Origin of the sequence: Streptomyces sp. NPDC091377 (assembly GCF_044757045.1) — a bacterium.
Taxonomy (GTDB): Bacteria; Actinomycetota; Actinomycetes; order Streptomycetales; family Streptomycetaceae; genus Streptomyces.
In genome coordinates this window covers 148,550-167,201 of sequence record NZ_JBIVUE010000010.1, presented here as the reverse complement: position 1 = coordinate 167,201, position 18,652 = coordinate 148,550, and the positions used below count along the sequence as shown (strand labels likewise).

The window sequence follows — 18,652 nt, the reverse complement described above, 5'->3', positions numbered from 1 at the left end:
GTCCCGCTCCAGGTCCGCCGAACCGCGGCTCCACCGTCAGCAGTCGGAGTGGGTCATCGAACCCCCGCTCGAACCCTCGGCACCCCATCCACCCCACCCCCCCCAACCCCCCCAGGGCGGCGCGGAAGAAAAAGGGGTGGGCCCGACCGACCGGCCGGGCCCACCCTTGTCCGTCGGTCCCGGCTATATGAACAGGGACAGCAGCAGCACGATCCCGCCGGCGACCACCGAGATGATCGTCTCCATCACCGACCAGGTCTTGATGGTCTGGCCGACGGTGAGGCCGAAGTACTCCTTCACCAGCCAGAACCCGGCGTCGTTGACATGGCTGAAGAAGAGCGAACCGGCGCCGATGGCCAGGACCAGCAGGGCGGTCTCACCGGTCGACATACCGGCGGCGAGGGGCGCGACCAGACCGGCCGCGGAGACCGTCGCCACGGTCGCCGAACCGGTGGCGAGCCGGATCGCCACCGCGATCAGCCAGGCCAGCAGCAGCGTCGGGATCGCCCAGCTCTCGGAGATCTCCAGAATCATCCGGCCCACGCCGGAGTCGATCAGCGTCTGCTTGAAGCCGCCGCCCGCGCCGACGATCAGCAGGATGCCCGCGATCGGCGCGAGCCCCTTCTCGACCAGTCCGGAGACCCGCTCCCGGGCGAACCCGGCGGGCCGCAGCAGCGTGAAGATGCCCAGCAGCACGGCGGCCAGCAGCGCGATCATCGGGGAGCCGATCACATCGAAGACCCGCTGAACGGAGTTCTCGGGGTCGTCGATGATGATGTCCACGAGCGCCTTGGCCAGCATCAGGATGACCGGCAGCAGAATCGTGATCAGGGTCGCGCCGAAGCTCGGCCGCTTCTCCAGGGTCTCCGACGGCCGCTGCGGGATCATCCGCTCGGGCGCCGGGACGTCCACCCAGCGAGCCGCGTACCGCGCGAACAGCGGACCGGCGATGATCACCGTCGGGATGGCGACCAGCACACCCAGCGCCAGCGTGACCCCGAGGTCGGCGTCGACCGCGTCGATCGCCACCAGCGGGCCGGGGTGCGGCGGCACCAGACCGTGCATCACGGACAGACCGGCGAGCGCCGGGATACCGATCCGCATCAGCGAGTAGTTGCCGCGCTTGGCGACCATCAGCACCACCGGGATCAGCAGCACCACGCCGACCTCGAAGAAGAGCGGCAGCCCGATCACGGAGGCGATCAGCACCATCGCCCACGGCATCGAACGCCCGCCGGCCTTCGCGAGGATGGTGTCCACGACCTCGTCCGCACCACCGGAGTCGGCGAGCATCTTGCCCAGGATCGCGCCCAGCGCGATCAGCACGCCGACGCCCGCGACCGTGGTCCCGAGCCCGCTGGTGAAGCTGGCGATGACCTTGTCCAGCGGCGCCCCGGCGAACGCGCCGAGCGCCAGCGACCCGATGGTCAGGGACAGAAAGGCATGGAGCTTGAACTTGGTGATGAGCAGGACGATGACGGCGATGCCCGCCAGCACGGCGACACCCAGCTGGGCGTGACCGGCCGAGGTGATCGGCTCGACGGTGTCCGCTGCCAGTATCTCGACGCTGAGTCTGGTCACGGGGAATTCCTTTGGCGATGACGGGGACGGGGAGAGGGATGCGGGGGGTGGAGTGAGGGGTGGGTCAGCCGGACGGCTCGTCCAGGGCCTGGACGGCCCGTTCGGTGATCTCCTCCGGGCTGCCGGAGACATCGACGGCGACTCCGCGCTCGTCCGGCTGGAGCGGTTCGAGCGTGGCGAACTGCGAGTCCAGCAGCGCGGTCGGCATGAAGTGACCCTGCCGGTGCGTCATCCGCTCCTCGATCAGCGCGCGCCCGCCCGTGAGGTGGACGAAGACGACACCGGGCGCGGCGGCCCGCAACCGGTCGCGGTACGACCGCTTCAGCGCCGAACTGCTCACCACCCCGCCGAGCCCGGTCCGGCCGTCCGCCCAGGCGCCGATGGCATCCAGCCAGGGCCACCGGTCCTCGTCGGTGAGCGGAGTGCCGGCCGACATCTTGGCGATATTGGCCTGGGGGTGGAAGTCGTCGCCCTCGGCGTACGGGACGCCGAGCCGGGCGGCGAGCAGGGGACCGATCGTGGTCTTGCCGGTGCCCGCGACGCCCATCACCACGACGACGTGGGGGGTGCTCATCACTGCCTCGCTGTCTGTCTTCGTCGACATGTCACGTCACGTTCACGTGATGTGGAGCAACTGAAACCCATTAGGTACGACAAATTCAAGAGGGTGTGATGAATAAGTCTGACTTTTTAGCTGGGTGACGCGCCCCGTACGCTGAGTGCATGAGCACAACGGGCCGGGGGCTGCACGGCCACGTACTGGACACTCTCGGCCCCGAGATCACCGCGGGCGGCTACCCCCCGGGCAGCGTCCTGCGGACGGACGAACTGGCGCAACGCTTCGACGTCTCGCGCTCCGTGATGCGCGAGGCGGTCCGGGTCCTGGAGTCGATGCACCTGGTCGAGTCCCGCCGCCGCGTCGGCGTCACGGTCCAGCCCGAGCACGAGTGGAACGTCTACGACCCCCAGGTCATCCGCTGGCGACTGGCCGGCGCCGACCGCCCCCGTCAGCTGCGCTCCCTCACCGTGCTGCGCTCGGCCGTCGAACCGGCCGCCGCCGGGCTGGCCGCCCAGCACGCCACGCCCGAGCAGTGCGCCGAACTCACCGAGTGCGCCCTCGGGATGGTCGCCAACTCACGCGGCCAGCGGCTGGAGCAGTACCTCGTCCACGACGTCGCCTTCCACCGGGTGATCCTCACGGCCTCCGGCAACGAGATGTTCGCCCGCCTCGGGGACGTCGTCGCCGAGGTCCTCACCGGCCGCACCCACCACGACGTGATGTTCGAGGACCCCGACCCGGCCGCCGTCACCCTCCATGTCCAGGTCGCCGAGGCGGTCCGCGAACGCGACGCGGTCCGCGCCGAGGAACTGACCCGCCAGATCACGGTCGGCGCCCTCCAGGAACTGGACATCCTGGCGCCCTAAGGGGCCGCCGCCCCCTCGGCCCACATCAACCCTCGGGGAACTCCCCGTCCACATACACCCAGGCCCCGTCCACCCGCTCGAACCGGCTCCGCTCCCGCAGCGCCCCGCCCCGGAACGACGCCCGGAACTCCACGGTCCCGGTGGCGTGGAAGGCCGACCCGTCCCGCGTGGCGAGGATCTCCAGCCCCGTCCACCGCGTCCCCGGATCCAGGTCCAGCCGCGCGGGCCGGGTCCCCGGATGCCAGGTCCGCAGCAGATACGCCTGGTCGCCCCTGACGAACGCGCTGTACCGCGACCGCATCAGCGCCTCCGCGGTCGGCGCGGCGGCGGCACCGGAGTGGAAGCGCCCGCAGCAGCCGTCGTACGGCCCCGGCAGCCCGCACGGACACCCGACAGCCGCCCCCGAACGCCCCGCCCCCTGAGCCCCCGCCCCCCGAGAACCCGTACCGCGAGCCCCCGCCCCCCGAGCCCCCGCCCCGCGAGACCCCGCACCTCGGCCCCCCGTACCCCCGGCCCCCCTCCGCCGCGAAGACCCCCCGCTCACCCCGACGCCCCCTTCCCGAACCACCCCGACGGCCGCGACGGCCGCGAAGACCCCGACGGCCGTGACGACCCCGACCCCCCGGAGGGCAGCGGCGGCAACACCGCCCCGTACACCCACGCGTCGAACACCTCGTCCAGCGGCTCGGCCGCGAACCGCGACACATGCGCCGAGAACATCGCCGTCGTGACCGACCCGCCCCGATGCTGCCCGGCCCAGCCCCGCAGCATCCGGAAGAACGCCTCGTCGCCCAGCGCGCACCGCACCGCGTGCACCGCCAGCCCGCCACGCTCGTAGAGCCGGTCGTCGAACATCAGCTTGCGGCCCGGATCGGCCAGCCGGAGATCCTGCGCCATCCCGGCCAGCAACCGGTGCGCGACCCCCGCGTGCTGCTGCGCCGAACGCCCGCCCGACCGCTCCGACCACAGCCACTCGGCGTACTTCGCCAGCCCCTCGTTCAGCCAGATGTGCCGCCAGTCGGCGATGGACACACTGTTGCCGAACCACTGGTGCGCCAGTTCATGCGCCACCAACCGCTCCGAACCCCGCGCCCCGTCCACATGGTTGGCGCCGAACAGGGACAACCCCTGCGCCTCCACCGGGACGTCCAGCTCCTCCTCGGTCACCACCACCGCGTACTCGTCGAACGGATACGGCCCGAACAACTCCTCGAACAGCTCCATCATCCGCGGCTGCCGCGCGAAGTCCCGCGAGAAACGGGGCAGCAGATCCGCCGGGATGTGCCCGTGCTGCGGCACCCCGCCGATCCCCGGATCCCCCAGCAGCACCGTCTGGTACTTGCCGATCGACAACCCCACCAGATAGCTGGAGGTCGGCGCCGCCTGCTCGTACACCCAGGTCGTCGTGGACGCCTTCGTCGTCCGCGTCAGCAGCCGCCCGCCCGCCACCACCGAGTACGCCGACGGCGTGGTGACCGAGATCTGGTACGACGCCTTGTCCGCCGGCCGGTCGTTGCACGGATACCAGGACGGCGCGCCCACCGGCTGGCTCGCCACCAGCGCCCCGTCCGTCAGCTCCTCGAACCCGATCCCGCCCCACGGGCTGTTCACCGGCCGCGGATTGCCCGACCAGGTCATCTCCACCGTGAACGCGGCCCCCGCCCGCACCGCCTTCGCCGGCCGGATCCGCAGCCGCCCCCCGCGATGCGTGTAGTGCGGCTGCCGCCCGTCCACCCGCAGCCGGCCGATCTTGAAGTCCGCCAGATTCAGCTGGAACTCACTCAGCGCCGCCCGGCCCGCGATCGCGTTGATCCGCGCCGATCCCGACAACCGGTTGGGCCCCGGCCGGTAGTCCACGGCCAGCTCGTAGCGGTGCACCCGGTAGCGGGGATCCCCGTTGCCCGGGAAGTACGGGTCCGGCCCCGCCGCCTGCTGAACTGCCACTGCCCCGCCTGCTCCCTGCCCTGTGCTCGTACGACGTACCCCGTCCGCCCCGTCCACCCCGTCCGCCCCGTTCACCCCGGCCGTCCCGCCGCCGGGCGTCCTCAGGGCCGGTCCCGCCGACGCCACGCCTCGATCGGGTTGCCCAGCCAGCGGGTGTCGTCGGGGAGGGACTCCGCCGCCATCACCAAGGACGCGGGCCCCAGGGTCGTACGGGCCCCCACCGTGCTGCCGGGCAGGACGATTCCGCCAGGGCCCAGCGTCGCACCCTCACGGAGAACCACAGTATCCGTCCGCAAGATCCGGTCGTGGAAGAGGTGGGTCTGCAGGACACAGCCCCGATTCACCGTCACCGCGTCGCCGAGCGTCACCAGATCCGCCTCCGGCAGCCAGTAACTCTCCAGCCAGACACCCTTCCCGATCCGCGCCCCCAGCCCGCGCAGCCACACCGTCATCACCGGCGTCCCCGGCACCGCCCCCGCCAGCCACGGCACCGCGAGCACCTCCACGAACGTGTCCGCCAACTCGTTGCGCCACACGAAACCGCTCCACAGCGGATGCTCCCCGGCCCGGTGCCGCCCCACCAACAGCCACTTCGCCACCACCGACAGCCCGCACGCCAGCACCCCCACCCCCAACAGCACCAGCCCGCCCGCCAGCCACACCCAGCCGCCCAGCGCGGCCAGCCCCGCCACCGTCAGCACGGCCAGCGCCGCCGAACACAGCACCGGCACGAACCGGCACACCTCCACCAGCCCGCGCGCCCACAGCAACCGCGCCGGCGGCTCGTACGTCCGGCTCTGATCCCCGTCGGCCGTGCTGCGCGGCAGCTTCACCGGCGGCAACCCCAGATACGACGTGCCCTTCTTCGCCTTCTTCGGCGTCGCCGACAACACCCCCACCAGCCCACCGTCCGGCACCCTGCGCCCCGGCCCCGTCATCCCCGAGTTCCCGAGGAACGCCCGCCGCCCGATCCGCGCCCGCCCGATCCTGATCCAGCCCCCACCCAGCTCGTACGGCGCGGTCAGCGTGTCGTCCGCCAGGAACGCGCCCTCCCCGACCGTGGTCAGACTCGGCAGCGCCAGCACCGTCGACACCTCCGCCCCCTTGCCGACCCGCATCCCCAGCAACCGCAGCCACACCGGCGTGGCCAGCCCCGCGTACAGCGGGAACAACGTCTCGCGCGACCGGTCCATCAACTGGGTCACCGTCCACGCCTGCCAGCCCACCCGGCTGTGCGTCGGATGCGTCCCCTCCCGCAGCCCGAGACTCAGCACCCGCACCCCGACCAGGATCAGCAGCGCGTACACCGCCCCGAACACCAGCGTCGCCGGCACCAGGGCCACCACCGCACCCCGCAACGCCTCCGCGAGCCCCGCCCGCGGACCCACGAACCCCCGCACCACCAGCAGCGCGGCCAGCCCCGCCACCACCGGCAGCAGCCCCAGAGCCACCCCCGTCACCCCGTACATGGCCCGCCAGTACGCGCCCCGCTGCGGACGCTGCGCCGGCCAGTTCCGCTTGGCCCGGCCCAGCTTCACCGCGGGCGACCCCGCCCAGCGCTGCCCCGTCGGTACCGCCCCGGCCACCGCCGACCCCGGCGCCACCTCCGCCCGCTTACCGACCCGCGCCCCCGGGGACAGCACACTGCGCGTGCCGACCACCGCGTGCGCCCCCACCTTCACCGTGCCGATCCGCAGCCGGTCACCGTCCAGCCAGTACCCCGACAGATCCACCTCGGACTCCACCGCCGCACCCCGGCCCAGCTTCAACAGCCCCGTCACCGGCGGCAGCGAGTGCAGATCCGCGTCCTGCCCGACCTTCGCGCCCAACGCCCGCGCATACCGCAGCAGCCACGCCCCGGTCAGCCCGGTCGCCCCACTCACCTCCGCCAGCCGCTCGGCCGCCCACAACCGCAGATGCACCCTCCCACCGCGCGGATAGCGGCCCGGCCGCACCCCGCGCAGCAGCAGCCGCGCCCCGCCCGCCGCGAGCGCGATCCGCCCCGGGGGCGAGAAGAACACCAGCGCCCCGGCCACCACCGCCCACCAGGGCGCGACCGGCAGCCACGCGTACCCCGGCAGCACCAGCCCGAGCGCCGCCAGCACCACCGTCCAGCGCAGCCCCACCAACGTGAACAGCGGCACCAGCGCCAGCATCTGCACGACCATCGCCCGCACCGGCACCGGCGCGACCACCCGCCGCGCGCCGTCCTCGCCCACCGACTCCTCAAGCCGCCGGGCCAGCTTGCGCAGCGTCGGCCGCTGATAGATGTCCAGCACGGCCGCGCCCGGATAGCGGGTCCGCAGCCGGGTGGTGAGCTGCGCGGCGGCCAGACTGCCGCCGCCGATCGCGAAGAAATCGTCGGACGGGCCGGCCACCGGCGCCCCGAGCACCTCCGTCCACTGCTCGGCCAGCCACGCCTCGGTCCCGTACAGCTCCTCGGCCCGGCCACCCGCCGCCACGCCCTCCAGCGGCCACGGCAACGCGTCCCGGTCGACCTTCCCCGACGTCCGCGTCGGCAACTCGGCCACCGGCGCCAGCAGCGGCACCAGCGCGGCCGGCAACGCCGCCCGCAGCTTCTCCACCGCCGCTTCCCGGTCCCACCCGTCCTGCGTGACGACATACCCCACCAGCAGCTGATTGCCGCTGCGCGCGGTCCGTACGGCCGCCGCGGCCCCGGCCACCCCGGGCAACGCCTGGAGCGCGGTGTCCACCTCACCCAGCTCGATCCGCCGCCCCCCGAGCTTGATCTGCTCGTCGGCCCGCCCCAGGAAGACCAGCCCCTCCGGATCGGCCCGCACCAGATCACCGCTGCGGTACGCCCGCTCCCAGCCCAGCGACTCCAGCGGCGCGTACTTCTCCGCGTCCTTCTCGGCGTCGAGGTACCGCGCGAGCCCCACACCCCCGATCACCAGCTGACCGCTCGCCCCCATCGCCACGGGCTCCCCGGCCTCGTCCACGACCGCCAGCTCCCACCCCTTCAGCGGCAGCCCGATCCGGACCGGCTCCGCCCCGGTCAGCAGCGCGGCACACGCCACCACGGTCGCCTCGGTCGGCCCGTACGTGTTCCAGACCTCCCGCCCCTCCGTCACCAGCCGCTGCGCCAGCTCCGGCGGACACGCCTCCCCACCGAAGATCAGCAGCCGTACGTCGTCCAGCGTCTCCGGCTCCCACAGCGCGGCCAGCGTCGGCACCGTCGACACCACGCTGATCTCCTGCTCGACCAGCCAGGGCCCCAGATCGGCACCGCTGCGCACCTGCGCCCGCGGCACCGGCACCAGACAGGCCCCGTACCGCCAGGCCAGCCACATCTCCTCGCAGGACGCGTCGAACGCCACCGACAGCCCCGCCATCACCCGGTCACCGGGCCCGATCGGGTCGTCGGCGAGGAACAGCGCGGCCTCGGCGTCCACGAACGCGGCGGCACTGCGGTGGCTCACGGCGACGCCCTTGGGCTTCCCGGTCGATCCGGAGGTGAAGATGATCCACGCGTCGTGCTCGACCCCGGGTCTGCCCGCGGGGGCCCCGCCGGGCCCGTCCGCCCGTACCTCGTGCCCGGCGCCGATCACGGCCCGCACCCCGGCCTCGCCGAAGACCAGGTCGGCCCGCTCGTCGGGGTCCTCGGCGTCCACCGGCACATAGGCCGCGCCCACCGCCAGCACACCGAGGATCGCCACGTAGAGCGCGTTGGTCCCGGACGGCACCCGCACCCCGACCCGGTCGCCGAGCCCGACCCCGGCCGCCGCCAGCCGCGCCCGCAGCCGCTCCACCTCCACGGCCAGCCCCCGGTAGGTCAGCCGGGCCGTGCCGTCGTCCAGGGCCGGCTCGTCGGGATGGGAGCGCGCGGATGCCTCGAAGATGTCGACGAGCGTGCGCGGCGAGGCGGGCCGGCCGCCCGGGAAACGTGCTGTGGTGCCGGGACGCTCATGCATCTCCGTGTCGAGCAGGCCGAGAGCATCGCTCTCGTGAAGGGCTGCCATCGGGTCCTCGCGTCTCGATCCCGGAAACCTCCGGGGCGCTGGATGGCCCGCAGGTCCGCCTGGGGTTGTCCGGCTCCAGCTCCGTAACAAGCCGGATATTTTAGTACGACGCTAGTTTCACGCCCGTCCCCCGGCCACTCGGGCGACCCGCCGGAGAGGCCCACGAGCGCCACAGGACCACCGTGACCTCGGCATCTCCACCCCCGGGAGACATGCCCCACACCCCCGAAAAAACAGAAGACCCCTGAAACTTCAGGGGTCCTGGGGTGGCAGATTCCGCAGATGGACATCGGGCGCCAGCGGGAGTACGGCGAGGCCTTCCGGCGTCTGGCCACCTTCGGGGAACTGCTGCGCGAGGCCGCCGCCATCGGCGACCGGGTCGGCGCACTCGCGTACGACGGGCTGACCAAGGGTGCCCTGCTGCCGCCGTCGGCCACCAGTGCCTCTTCGGGGAAGAGCGAGTCCCAGGAGGCGCAGGATCAGTGAACCGACCCGCTGATAACCTCGCTCTCGTCCAGCCAGGTCAGGACAGTACGGGGGCAAAGGTGCTGCAGCCGCTCAGAGCGGGCGACCCGACGACGGTCGGGAACTTCCGACTGGTCGGCCGACTGGGGCAGGGCGCGATGGGAGTCGTGTACCTGGGTTACCGTTCGACCCGCCCGGTCGCGGTGAAGATCGTCAGACCGCAGCTCGCGGAGGACGACTACTTCCGCAAGCGCTTCGCCCTGGAGCTGGAGGCGATCCGCCGTGTCGGCGGCTTCCACACCGCCGCTCTGGTGGACGCCGACCCGCAAGCGGCGACGCCGTGGATCGCGACCCAGTACATCAATGCGCCCTCGCTGCAGGAGCTGGTGGAGCAGCACGGCCCGGTCAGCGAGCTGGGTGCGTGGTGGCTGGCAGCAGGTCTCGCGGACGCCCTGATGCACATCCACTCGGTCCGTTTACTCCACCGGGACCTCAAGCCCGGCAACGTCCTGGTCGCCACGGACGGCGTCCGGGTCATAGATTTCGGAATCTCCCACGTCAGCGGCGGCACCGGCCTGACCACGGCGAGCGCGGCCCTCGGCACCCTCTCCTACATGGCACCGGAACAGGCGGCGGACTCCCGTAAGGCCAGCGAGGCGTCGGACGTCTACAGCCTCGGCGCGACGCTGGCGCATGCGGCGACCGGCCACGTCCCCTTCTACGCACAGATGCCGGCACAGCGGACGCTGGACATCCAGCCCGACCTGACCGGCCTCCCGCCCGCGCTGCTCGACCTGGTCACCCACACGCTGGCCTTCGACGCCGAGGACCGGCCGACGGCGCAGAACGTGCTGGAGGAGGCGATGGGACGCCTGCTCGACTTCGGCGTGCCGACGGAGGCGCAGGCGTACCCGCCGCTGCCGGAGGCGTTCCTCGCGGCGGTGCTGGAGCGGCAGGCCACACCAGTCGAGGCACCGCATGCCGTACCGAATGCCGTAACGGATCCCGATGCCGCGGTGGACGGCGAGCCGGACGGCTTTTCGGGCATCGCCCCCGAGCCGGTGCCCGAGGCCGCGCCGTTCCCCAGGCCCGCGGAGCCGCTCGACCCCGGGCCCCGGCCGGACGCCATGCCGGACCGCTGGGCCGCACGATGGCGCAGCCGTATCGAGGACCGCCGCGGCGACTACGGTGGCTGAACCCGTCGAACCCGCACACAAACCACAAACGCACAGTGCCCGAACGGCACAGTGCCCGAACGACACAGCGGCAGAGCAGCACAGCAGCAGAGCAGCAATCGAAGGAGACCCGCCGATGAGCACCGTCGCCGACAGTGCGTCAGGCAACGTCCCGGGCGATGCGTCCGGTGGCGTCCGGTTCGCCGCCGGGATGCAGGTCCGCGCCCGCGACGAGGACTGGCTGGTCGTGGAGGCCGCCGAGACCGCCAAGGACGGCACCCGCCTGGACGTACGAGGCATCTCGCCCCTGGTCCGCGACCAGCGGGCGGTCTTCTTCGCGCACGAAAGCCTCGACCAGGTGACCCCGCTGCGTCCCGAGGACACCGAGCTCGTCCCCGACGACTCCCCCGAGTGCCGCCGCTCACGCCTGTTCATCGACGCGCTGATCCGCAAGACCCCGCTGCCCCTCTCCGAGCAGCGCCTGGCCACCGTGGGCACCCACCTCGTCGACGACCTCGCCTACCAGCGCGAACCTGCCAAGGCCGCCCTGCGCGCCCTGCGCCCCCGACTGCTGATCGCGGACGCGGTCGGCCTCGGCAAGACGCTTGAGGTCGGGCTGCTGCTGTCCGAACTGATCAGGCGCGGGCGCGGCGAGCGTATCCTGGTGGTGACGCCGAAGCACATCCTGGAACAGTTCCAGCACGAGCTGTGGACGCGCTTCGCGATCCCGGTGGTGCGGCTGGACTCGGCCGGCATCGAGCGGATCAAGAACGACATCCCCGCCGGCCGCAACCCCTTCTCCTACTACAAGCGCGCCATCATCTCCATCGACACCCTGCGCTCCGACCGCTGGCGCAGCCATCTCATGCAGGTCACCTGGGACGCCGTCGTCATCGACGAGTCGCACAAGCTCATCAACACCGGCACGAAGAACAACCGCCTCGCGCAGCTCCTCGCGCCGAAGACCGACGCCCTGATCCTGGCCAGCGCCACACCGCACAACGGCCAGCGGGAGTCCTTCGGCGAGCTGCTGAGCCTGCTCGACCCGACAGCCATCCCCAACACCAGCGACTACGACGAGACGCAGCTCCAGCACCTCTACATCCGGCGCCACAAGATGTCGCCCGACGTCTCGGCCGAGATCGGCCAGATGTGGGCCACCCGCAAGCCGCCCGTCGCCATCGACTGCACGGCGACTCCGGCCGAGCAGCAGGTCTTCGACGAGCTGTACGACGTCTGGATCAACCCGAAGGACGGCCGCATGGCCCCCGTCTCCGGCAAGGGCGCACGGCTCTTCCCGTACACCCTGCTGAAGTCCTTCCTCTCCTCCCACTCCGCGCTCGTCGAAACGGTCGACAACCGGATCGACAGCATCGACCGGAGCCCCAACCCAAAGGAACGCCAGGCCGAACGCGACGCACTGGTCAACCTCGGCACCATCGCCGAGGCCATAGACATCGAGGACGCAGCCAAGTTCCGGCAGCTGGTGAAGGTCCTCAAGGAGGAGATCAAGGTCGGCCCCGGGTCCGACACCCGCGTCGTGATCTTCTCCGAACGCCGCGCCACCCTCCAGATACTGCAGGACACCCTGCCCTCGGCCCTCGGCTTCGCCCCCAGCCGGGTAAAGACCAGCGGCGCCGTCCGCCAGCTCCACGGCGGCCTCTCCGACGACGAACAGCAGCGCACCGTCAAGGACTTCGGCCTGGCAAGCAGCGATCTACGGGTCCTACTCACTGGCGACATCGCCGCCGAGGGCGTCAACCTGCACCGCCAGTGCCACCAGATGATCCATTACGACCTGCCCTGGTCGCTGATCACCATCGAGCAGCGCAACGGCCGTATCGACCGCTACGGCCAACAGCACTCCCCGGAGATCCGCGCGCTGTTGCTGCTCACCGCCGACGAGGATCCCGACCGCCCCTCGGCCGACCGAGCCGTGTCCGAGCGCCTACTCAAGCGTGAGGACGAGGTCCACCGCACCCTCGGCGAGGCCGCCTCCATCCTGGGCCTTCGCGACGAGGACGCCGAGACGAACGCCATCATGGAACGGCTCCTGGCGAACGAAGAACCGTTCGACGCCGCCGTTCCGTCGGTCCCACTGGACCCCTTCGAGGCGTTCCTCGCCGACCACACCCCGGACGGCGACTCACCGGGCTATCGGGTGCCGCAACTGTTCGCCTCCACGCGCGCGTTCGTCGAAGAGGCCCTGGAGGAGGTCTACGGCAACCCGGAGCAGCGCATCGGCAAGCACTGGGATGCCGACCACCCCAAGATGATGGTCTTCACCCCGGACCGGGAACTCCAGCGCCGCCTGCTGGTCCTCCCCAAGTCGTACCTGGACGAGCGTCAGGTTCTGGACCAGCTCCGGGTCACCTTCGACAAGCAGTTCGGCCAGGACCGGCTGGACCGGGCCCGTGAGCGCAGCGGCAGCCGTGCCAAGGGCGCGATCACCAAGCAGGAGCGCACCGAGACCTCCGGCTGGCCTGACGTCAGCTACCTCACGGACCAGCACCCGGTGGTGGAGTGGCTCACCGACAAGGTCCTCGTCAGACTCACCCGTAACACCGCCCCGATCATCACGGCGGACGTCACCGAACCGGTGTTCCTCACCCAGGGCATGTACTCCAACGCCAAGGGCCACCCGACCGTCCTGGCGTGGACGTGCGTGACGGGCTTGGCGGGCGGCACACCCACCTTCGACGACGACCTGGTGGGCGTACTCGAACGGGCCGGAGTCAAGCCGGGAATGCTCAACCGGCCCTTCACCGGCGACAGGTCTGCCCTCCAGGCACTGGTCCCGGCGGCGGTTCAGGCGAGCCGCGAGCACATCGGCGGGCTGCGCAACGAGCAGCAAACTCCGCTGGTGGAGCAACTCCTCAAATACGAACAGCGGTTGGAGGCATGGCGGAAGGCCAGCCTGTCGACGTTCGAGCAACTGAGCTTCAGCGGCATGCGGCGGAAGCACGAGGAGACGCGCGTGCAGAAGACCGCGGTGGAGGTCGAGCAGCTCATCGAGCAGTTGGCCACACAGGGCGAGGCGATGGTTCGTGTGATCGGAGTCCTGGCGCCACCCGCGGCCGCCAGCGGCAACGTGATTCAGCAGCAGAGGGGCGCGTGACACCGTGGCATTCGAAGCGATCACCAACCGCGGTGAGTACATCTCCGCCCACTACCTCGCCGACCTGTTCGCCAAGGACCTCACCGAGCTGCGCAAGCGCTGGACCTCCGCCGACCGGGCGGGCGCTCCGTCGTCCCGGTCGGGTGTGAAGGGCCTGCGCCGCGAGTACTTCAAGGCCAAGGTCCGCATCACCGAGAACAAGGCCTTCGACGGTCCCGAGGTACGGGAGCTCAACGACCGCCTGTTGGCGGCGCTGGCGTATGTCGAGCCGGAGAGCGAGGGCAAGAATGCTGAGCCCGCCGCTCTGGAGCCCGCGGGTTCCACCCACACCCGACTCCGCCGGGGCGACTTCGAGGTGATGCAGGGCGACAAGGAACGGTCGGTGCCGGTGGCCCTCGCCGTCACGGGCCCCGGTGGCCTGGAACTCGTCGCCCTGGATGTCACCTGGCAGGTGGACGGCGAACTCGTCGTCGCGGACATCGAGGACGGCGGCGCACAACTCCTCGACCCGATCCTGCTCGACGGCAAGCAGCTCATCACTGGTGCGGCCGACGCCGTCACCTTCCTCTTCGGCTGCGAGGACGGCTACGCCCCGCGCTACGTCCTGCTCCTCGCGGGCGGCGCGGTACTGCTCGCCGACCGCACGGCCTGGCACGAGGGCCGGTTCCTCGCGGTGAGCGTGGACGAGGCACTGGACCGCAACCTCAGCGCGGACGGCGAGGAGCTGGAGGCGGTGGCGGCGCTGTTCGGCGCGGAGTCGCTGCTGACGGAGGGTGGTGTCGCCGGGTATCTGGACGGGCTGATCGACAAGGGCCGCAAGCACGCGGTGGGTGTTTCGAAGGAGCTGCGGGAAGGCCTGCGGCAGTCGGTCGAGCTCATCGCCCAGGAGATCCTGGACCGGCTCAAGGACGGGGGTGCCGATCCGGCGGAGCTGGGGGACCCGGCCGAGCTGGCGAGCCGGCTAACTCGGGAGTCGCTGCGGTATCTGTACCGGATCCTGTTCCTGCTTTACGCAGAAGCCCGGCCCGAACTCGGCATCCTGCCCAGCAAGGATGACGCCTACCAGGACGGCTACGGCCTGGCCCGGCTCGGCGAACTGGTCTCCTACGACCTTCCGGAGGAGGCGCAGGACGGCACGCACTTCGCCGATTCGCTGGACCTGCTGTTCCGCCTGGTAGACCAGGGGCACCGCCCCCTGGGCAGGGATGAGGCACCGTCCGAGGACAACGTGACCGTCCTCGACGCGGACGGCCTGCGCTTCGAGGCCCTGCGCAGCGACCTGTTCAAGGCCGACGCGACCCCGCTGATCGGCTCGGTGTCGGTTGAGGGCGAGCGGATCGAGACAAAGCTGCGGAACAAGGTGCTGTGGCGGGTGCTCAACCTGCTGATGCTCACCCAGGGGCGGCGCAGCGGACGCGGCAAGGCCAGCGGTGGCACCGGCAAGGGTTTCATCTCGTACGCGCAGCTTGGCATCAACCAGCTTGGCGCGGTGTACGAGGGCCTGATGTCGTACACCGGTTTCTTCGCGTGGGATGACCTGTACGAGGTTGCCAAGCCGGATTCGGACGGGCTGAGCGGCACCTGGGTCGTGCCGTTGAAGGACGCCGACAACTACGACGAGAACGTCTTCGTCAAACGGACGGACGACCTGACGGGCGTAAAGAAGCGCGTCCTGCACAAGAAGGGCAGCTTCGTGTACCGCTTGTCCGGGCGGGAGAGGCAGCGATCGGCGTCGTACTACACGCCGGAGGTACTGACCCGCAGCACGGTCAAGCACGCGCTGGCGGAGCTGCTGGACCAGGACGGTGAGACGACGCCTGCGCGGGCGATCCTGGACCTGACGGTGTGTGAGCCCGCCCTGGGCTCGGGCGCGTTCCTCAATGAGGCCATCAATCAGCTGGCTGCGGAGTACCTGAAGCGCAGGATGGCGGAGCTGGGTGGTGAACAACTGCCTCCGGACCGGTACGAGGCGGAGCTGCAGAAGGTCAAGGCGTACCTGGCCCTGCACAACTGCTACGGCGTTGACCTCAACCAGACCGCTGTCGAGCTGGCAGAGGTCTCGCTGTGGCTCAACTCGATGCATGAGGGCCTGAAAGCCCCCTGGTTCGGCCTGCACCTACGTCGCGGCAACTCCTTGATCGGGGCCCGGCGGGCCGTGTACGCGGCGGAGGCACTGAAGCGAAAGGCATGGCTGACGACGGTCCCGACGGACCGGCCGCTGCGGGCAGGAGCCGAGGAAGGACAGTTCGAAGCGGGCAAGGAGATCCACCACTTCCTGCTGCCGACCAGGGGGTGGGGCGCGGTCGCGGACGCCAAGCAGGCCAAGGAGCTGGCCAAGGACGAACGCGACGAGCTGGCCAAGTGGCGGACCGCTGTCACGGCGACGCCGTCGGTGGCGCAGGGCAAGCGACTGCTGGCGCTGGCAACGCGAGTCGAACGGCTGTGGGAGCTGACCCGGCGTCGCTTGATCGTGAGTGAACAGGAGGTCCGGCGCCAGATCGACGTGTGGGAAGTCGACCCCGACCAGCCGCTGGAGAAGGCATCGGGAGACGTGACCCGTGAGCAGATCGAGAGCGCGCTGAACGAGCCTGGGTCGCCGCGGGGGCGCCTGAAGCTCGTCATGGACGCCTGGTGTGCCCTGTGGTTCTGGCCCGTGGGGCAGCCCGACACGCCTACGCCGCCCAGCATGGAGGAGTGGCTGTCATTCTGCGAGGCAGTGCTGGGGGTCCCGGCCGCCAAGGCGAAGGCAAGGTCCTCCGGCCGGGTCGGCGGCGGCGCGGCCGGACTGGACGACGAGTTCGGGTTGTTCGCGGACACTGGAATTTTCGAGCAATTGGCAACGGATGACGAGTTCGACCGTGTGATGAGCCAGTGCGCAGACCTACCGTCGGTAATGCTGCGGTTCTCGTGGCTGAGCGAAGTAGATCGAGTCACCGGACAGGAGGGGTTTTTTCACTGGGAATTGGAGTTTGCGCACATCTTTGAGCAGGGCGGTTTTGACCTTCAGGTGGGAAACCCACCATGGGTGAAGTTCGAGTGGGATGACGATCTCGCAGTCGCTGAACATGATGCTTGGTTCGGCCTTATCGAAAATGCATCTATTCAAGTAAAATCGGACCGCAAGGAAAACGCCCTCTCTGAGACATCCGCCATTCAAGCTTACTTGTTGGACCTGACCTCTTGGGCGGGAATCAGCGAGCATCTCGGCTCCCCCATTTATCATGCGCTACTTTCCGGGATGAAGACCAATCTATACATGAGTTTCATGGAGCGGGCGTGGCGCAACCTCAACGAGCAAGGATCGGCGGCGCTCATTCATGAAGAGAATCACTTTACTGTGCCAACTGGAGGGCCGTTCCGAGAGGAAACTTATTCAAGACTTCGTCGCCACTTCCAGTACGGCAACAATATCCTCCTCTTCGAAGATGTAGATAACAACAAAAACTTCGGAGTCAGCGTCTATGGGGCGCGACGGGACGTACAATTTTCGCAGATCGCGCGAGTTGTTCACCCTTCGGTGGTTGACCGCTCGTTTGACCATGACGGTCGGGGTGGGCTGCCGGGTATTCAATTCCCGGAAGGTGGTTGGGACACGCGGCCGCACAGTGAGCGCATCGTACGCGTGACCATCGACGCACTCGCCGACTGGGCCGCACTGGTAGACCCTCCGGGCACGCCAGCGGCGCAAGCCCGTGCGCTGCGTCCGGTTACGGCAGCCGAAAATCAAGTACTGCGTGCCCTCTCTCGCTTCTCTGAGCGAATTCCAGGAACGAGCTTCCAGTGGTCGCTGGAGCTTGATGAAGGGAAAGCCAAGAAGCAGCGTGTGATTAAATGGGAAACCCATTTGCCGGATTCGTGGGACGAGGTGGTGCTGCAGGGGCCGCACTTCTCCGTGGCTACCCCTTTCGCCAAGCAGCCGAATGAGGAGTGTAAATCAAACAAGGATTACTCGACATGGGACCTGGAAGTGCTGCCTGAAACCATAATCCCCCGAGTGAATTTCAAAAGATCATGCACGCCGGAACAGTTTACTGCGGCACTGCGTACATGGGGCGGCTCCCTCGCGCGTGAGCGATTTCGCGTTGCGTGGCGTCGTATGATCACCTCGAATACCGAGCGATCGCTACAGGCTGCACTCTTGCCGCCCGGTCCCACTCATGTGGACGCAGTGCACACCATGGCATTGGATACCAATCGAGAGACAGCAGTCATTGGCGGCCTCTGGGCCACGATCAACTTTGACTATCTGGTTAAAGTCTCAGGTGCGTCGAAAGTCAATGCTGAATTCGCCCGCAACTTCCCTGCTCCTCTCCAAAGCCCCCTTACCACCCCGCTCCTGCTCCGCACTCTCCGCTTGAACTGCCTAACTCGTGACTATGCCCCCCTCTGGGACGAACTCTTCGAACCAGCTTGGCTCGCTGAGCGCTGGACCGACCCGGAAGCAGCCCGCTTGCCGATCCAGGCCGTCGAGCCCACCTGGTCGATGGCGACACCGCTTCGCACGGAGTACGACCGCCGCATGGCCCTAGTTGAAAGTGACGCACTTGTAGCCATCATGCTTGGGCTCACCGCCGAACAACTCTGCGCCATGTACCGCTCCCAGTTCGCCGTACTGCGCAAGTACGAGTGGGAGATGTTCTTCGCCCCCGACGGTCACAAGATCGGCGCGGCCACCCACAACGTCGGCATCCGCCAGACCCCCGAAGAGACCGCCTTCGTCAAGGCCTGGGCCAAAGCCGCCCGCGCAGGCGACCCCACCCCCGCCATCCCCGAGGGCTGGGTCAAGCCCAACCGCGAGGCTGAAATGACCCGCGCCCATGCGGACTTCACCGCTCGCCTCCACGCCAGCGAGTACGGCGACTACGCCGCCTACCTCGCCGAGCACCCCCTCACCACGCCCTCGCCCACGCTCACCGAGTCCACCGCCACGCCCACCCGCGCCCCGGAAAGCAGGTAGCACCCAG

10 protein-coding genes are annotated in these 18,652 nt (G+C 69.7%); 5 read left to right on the top strand and 5 right to left on the bottom strand.

The genetic code is table 11. The features are described 5' to 3' along the window. Positions 1 to 183: 183 nt before the first annotated feature. A complete protein-coding gene (locus ACIQNG_RS22800) occupies positions 184 to 1,581 on the bottom strand; it encodes a gluconate:H+ symporter (RefSeq protein WP_401487325.1) in 1,398 nt (465 codons plus the stop codon). A 64-nt stretch (positions 1,582 to 1,645) separates the two neighbouring features. Beyond that, a complete protein-coding gene (locus ACIQNG_RS22795) occupies positions 1,646 to 2,155 on the bottom strand; it encodes a gluconokinase (protein ID WP_401429443.1) in 510 nt (169 codons plus the stop codon). Between the two features lie 149 nt (positions 2,156 to 2,304). Here ACIQNG_RS22795 and ACIQNG_RS22790 point away from each other — a divergent pair, with 149 nt between their 5' ends. Then, positions 2,305 to 3,006, top strand: a complete 702-nt coding sequence (locus ACIQNG_RS22790) for a FadR/GntR family transcriptional regulator (protein WP_401428959.1) — start codon at positions 2,305 to 2,307, stop codon at positions 3,004 to 3,006. A gap of 25 nt (positions 3,007 to 3,031) precedes the next feature. On the opposite strand, the gene ACIQNG_RS22785 is transcribed toward ACIQNG_RS22790, so the two are convergent. The 3 genes from ACIQNG_RS22785 to ACIQNG_RS22775 form a co-directional block, all read right to left on the bottom strand. Beyond that, positions 3,032 to 3,382 (bottom strand): YchJ family protein, encoded by a 351-nt coding sequence (locus ACIQNG_RS22785; RefSeq protein WP_401487496.1) that lies wholly within the window; start codon positions 3,380 to 3,382, stop codon positions 3,032 to 3,034. Positions 3,383 to 3,546: 164 nt separating this feature from the next. Then, positions 3,547 to 4,950 (bottom strand): M1 family metallopeptidase, encoded by a 1,404-nt coding sequence (locus ACIQNG_RS22780; RefSeq protein WP_401487323.1) that lies wholly within the window; start codon positions 4,948 to 4,950, stop codon positions 3,547 to 3,549. Between the two features lie 101 nt (positions 4,951 to 5,051). Then, on the bottom strand, positions 5,052 to 8,930 hold the full coding sequence (locus tag ACIQNG_RS22775) for a Pls/PosA family non-ribosomal peptide synthetase (protein ID WP_401487321.1): 3,879 nt from the start codon (positions 8,928 to 8,930) through the stop codon (positions 5,052 to 5,054). Between the two features lie 282 nt (positions 8,931 to 9,212). On the opposite strand from ACIQNG_RS22775, the gene ACIQNG_RS22770 reads away from it, so the two are divergent. The 4 genes from ACIQNG_RS22770 (at position 9,213) to ACIQNG_RS22755 (ending at position 18,645) form a co-directional block, all read left to right on the top strand. Beyond that, positions 9,213 to 9,416, top strand: a complete 204-nt coding sequence (locus tag ACIQNG_RS22770) for a hypothetical protein (RefSeq protein ID WP_401487319.1) — start codon at positions 9,213 to 9,215, stop codon at positions 9,414 to 9,416. Between the two features lie 59 nt (positions 9,417 to 9,475). Continuing rightward, complete coding sequence (locus tag ACIQNG_RS22765) at positions 9,476 to 10,591, top strand: protein kinase (RefSeq protein WP_401487317.1); 1,116 nt, start codon at positions 9,476 to 9,478, stop codon at positions 10,589 to 10,591. 115 nt (positions 10,592 to 10,706) lie between these two features. Next, entirely contained in the window at positions 10,707 to 13,688 is a 2,982-nt protein-coding gene (locus ACIQNG_RS22760; protein WP_401487316.1) for a DEAD/DEAH box helicase, read from the top strand. Positions 13,689 to 13,692: 4 nt separating this feature from the next. After that, on the top strand, positions 13,693 to 18,645 hold the full coding sequence (locus tag ACIQNG_RS22755) for an Eco57I restriction-modification methylase domain-containing protein (protein WP_401487314.1): 4,953 nt from the start codon (positions 13,693 to 13,695) through the stop codon (positions 18,643 to 18,645). Positions 18,646 to 18,652: the final 7 nt, after the last annotated feature.

Excerpts from the sequence above, each read along its gene's own strand:
- ACIQNG_RS22795 (WP_401429443.1), bottom strand. The coding sequence starts at position 2,155 with ATGAGCACCCCCCACGTCGTCGTGGTGATGGGCGTCGCGGGCACCGGC.
- ACIQNG_RS22790 (WP_401428959.1), top strand. The coding sequence starts at position 2,305 with ATGAGCACAACGGGCCGGGGGCTGCACGGCCACGTACTGGACACTCTC.
- ACIQNG_RS22775 (WP_401487321.1), bottom strand. The coding sequence starts at position 8,930 with ATGGCAGCCCTTCACGAGAGCGATGCTCTCGGCCTGCTCGACACGGAG.
- ACIQNG_RS22770 (WP_401487319.1), top strand. The coding sequence starts at position 9,213 with ATGGACATCGGGCGCCAGCGGGAGTACGGCGAGGCCTTCCGGCGTCTG.
- ACIQNG_RS22760 (WP_401487316.1), top strand. The coding sequence starts at position 10,707 with ATGAGCACCGTCGCCGACAGTGCGTCAGGCAACGTCCCGGGCGATGCG.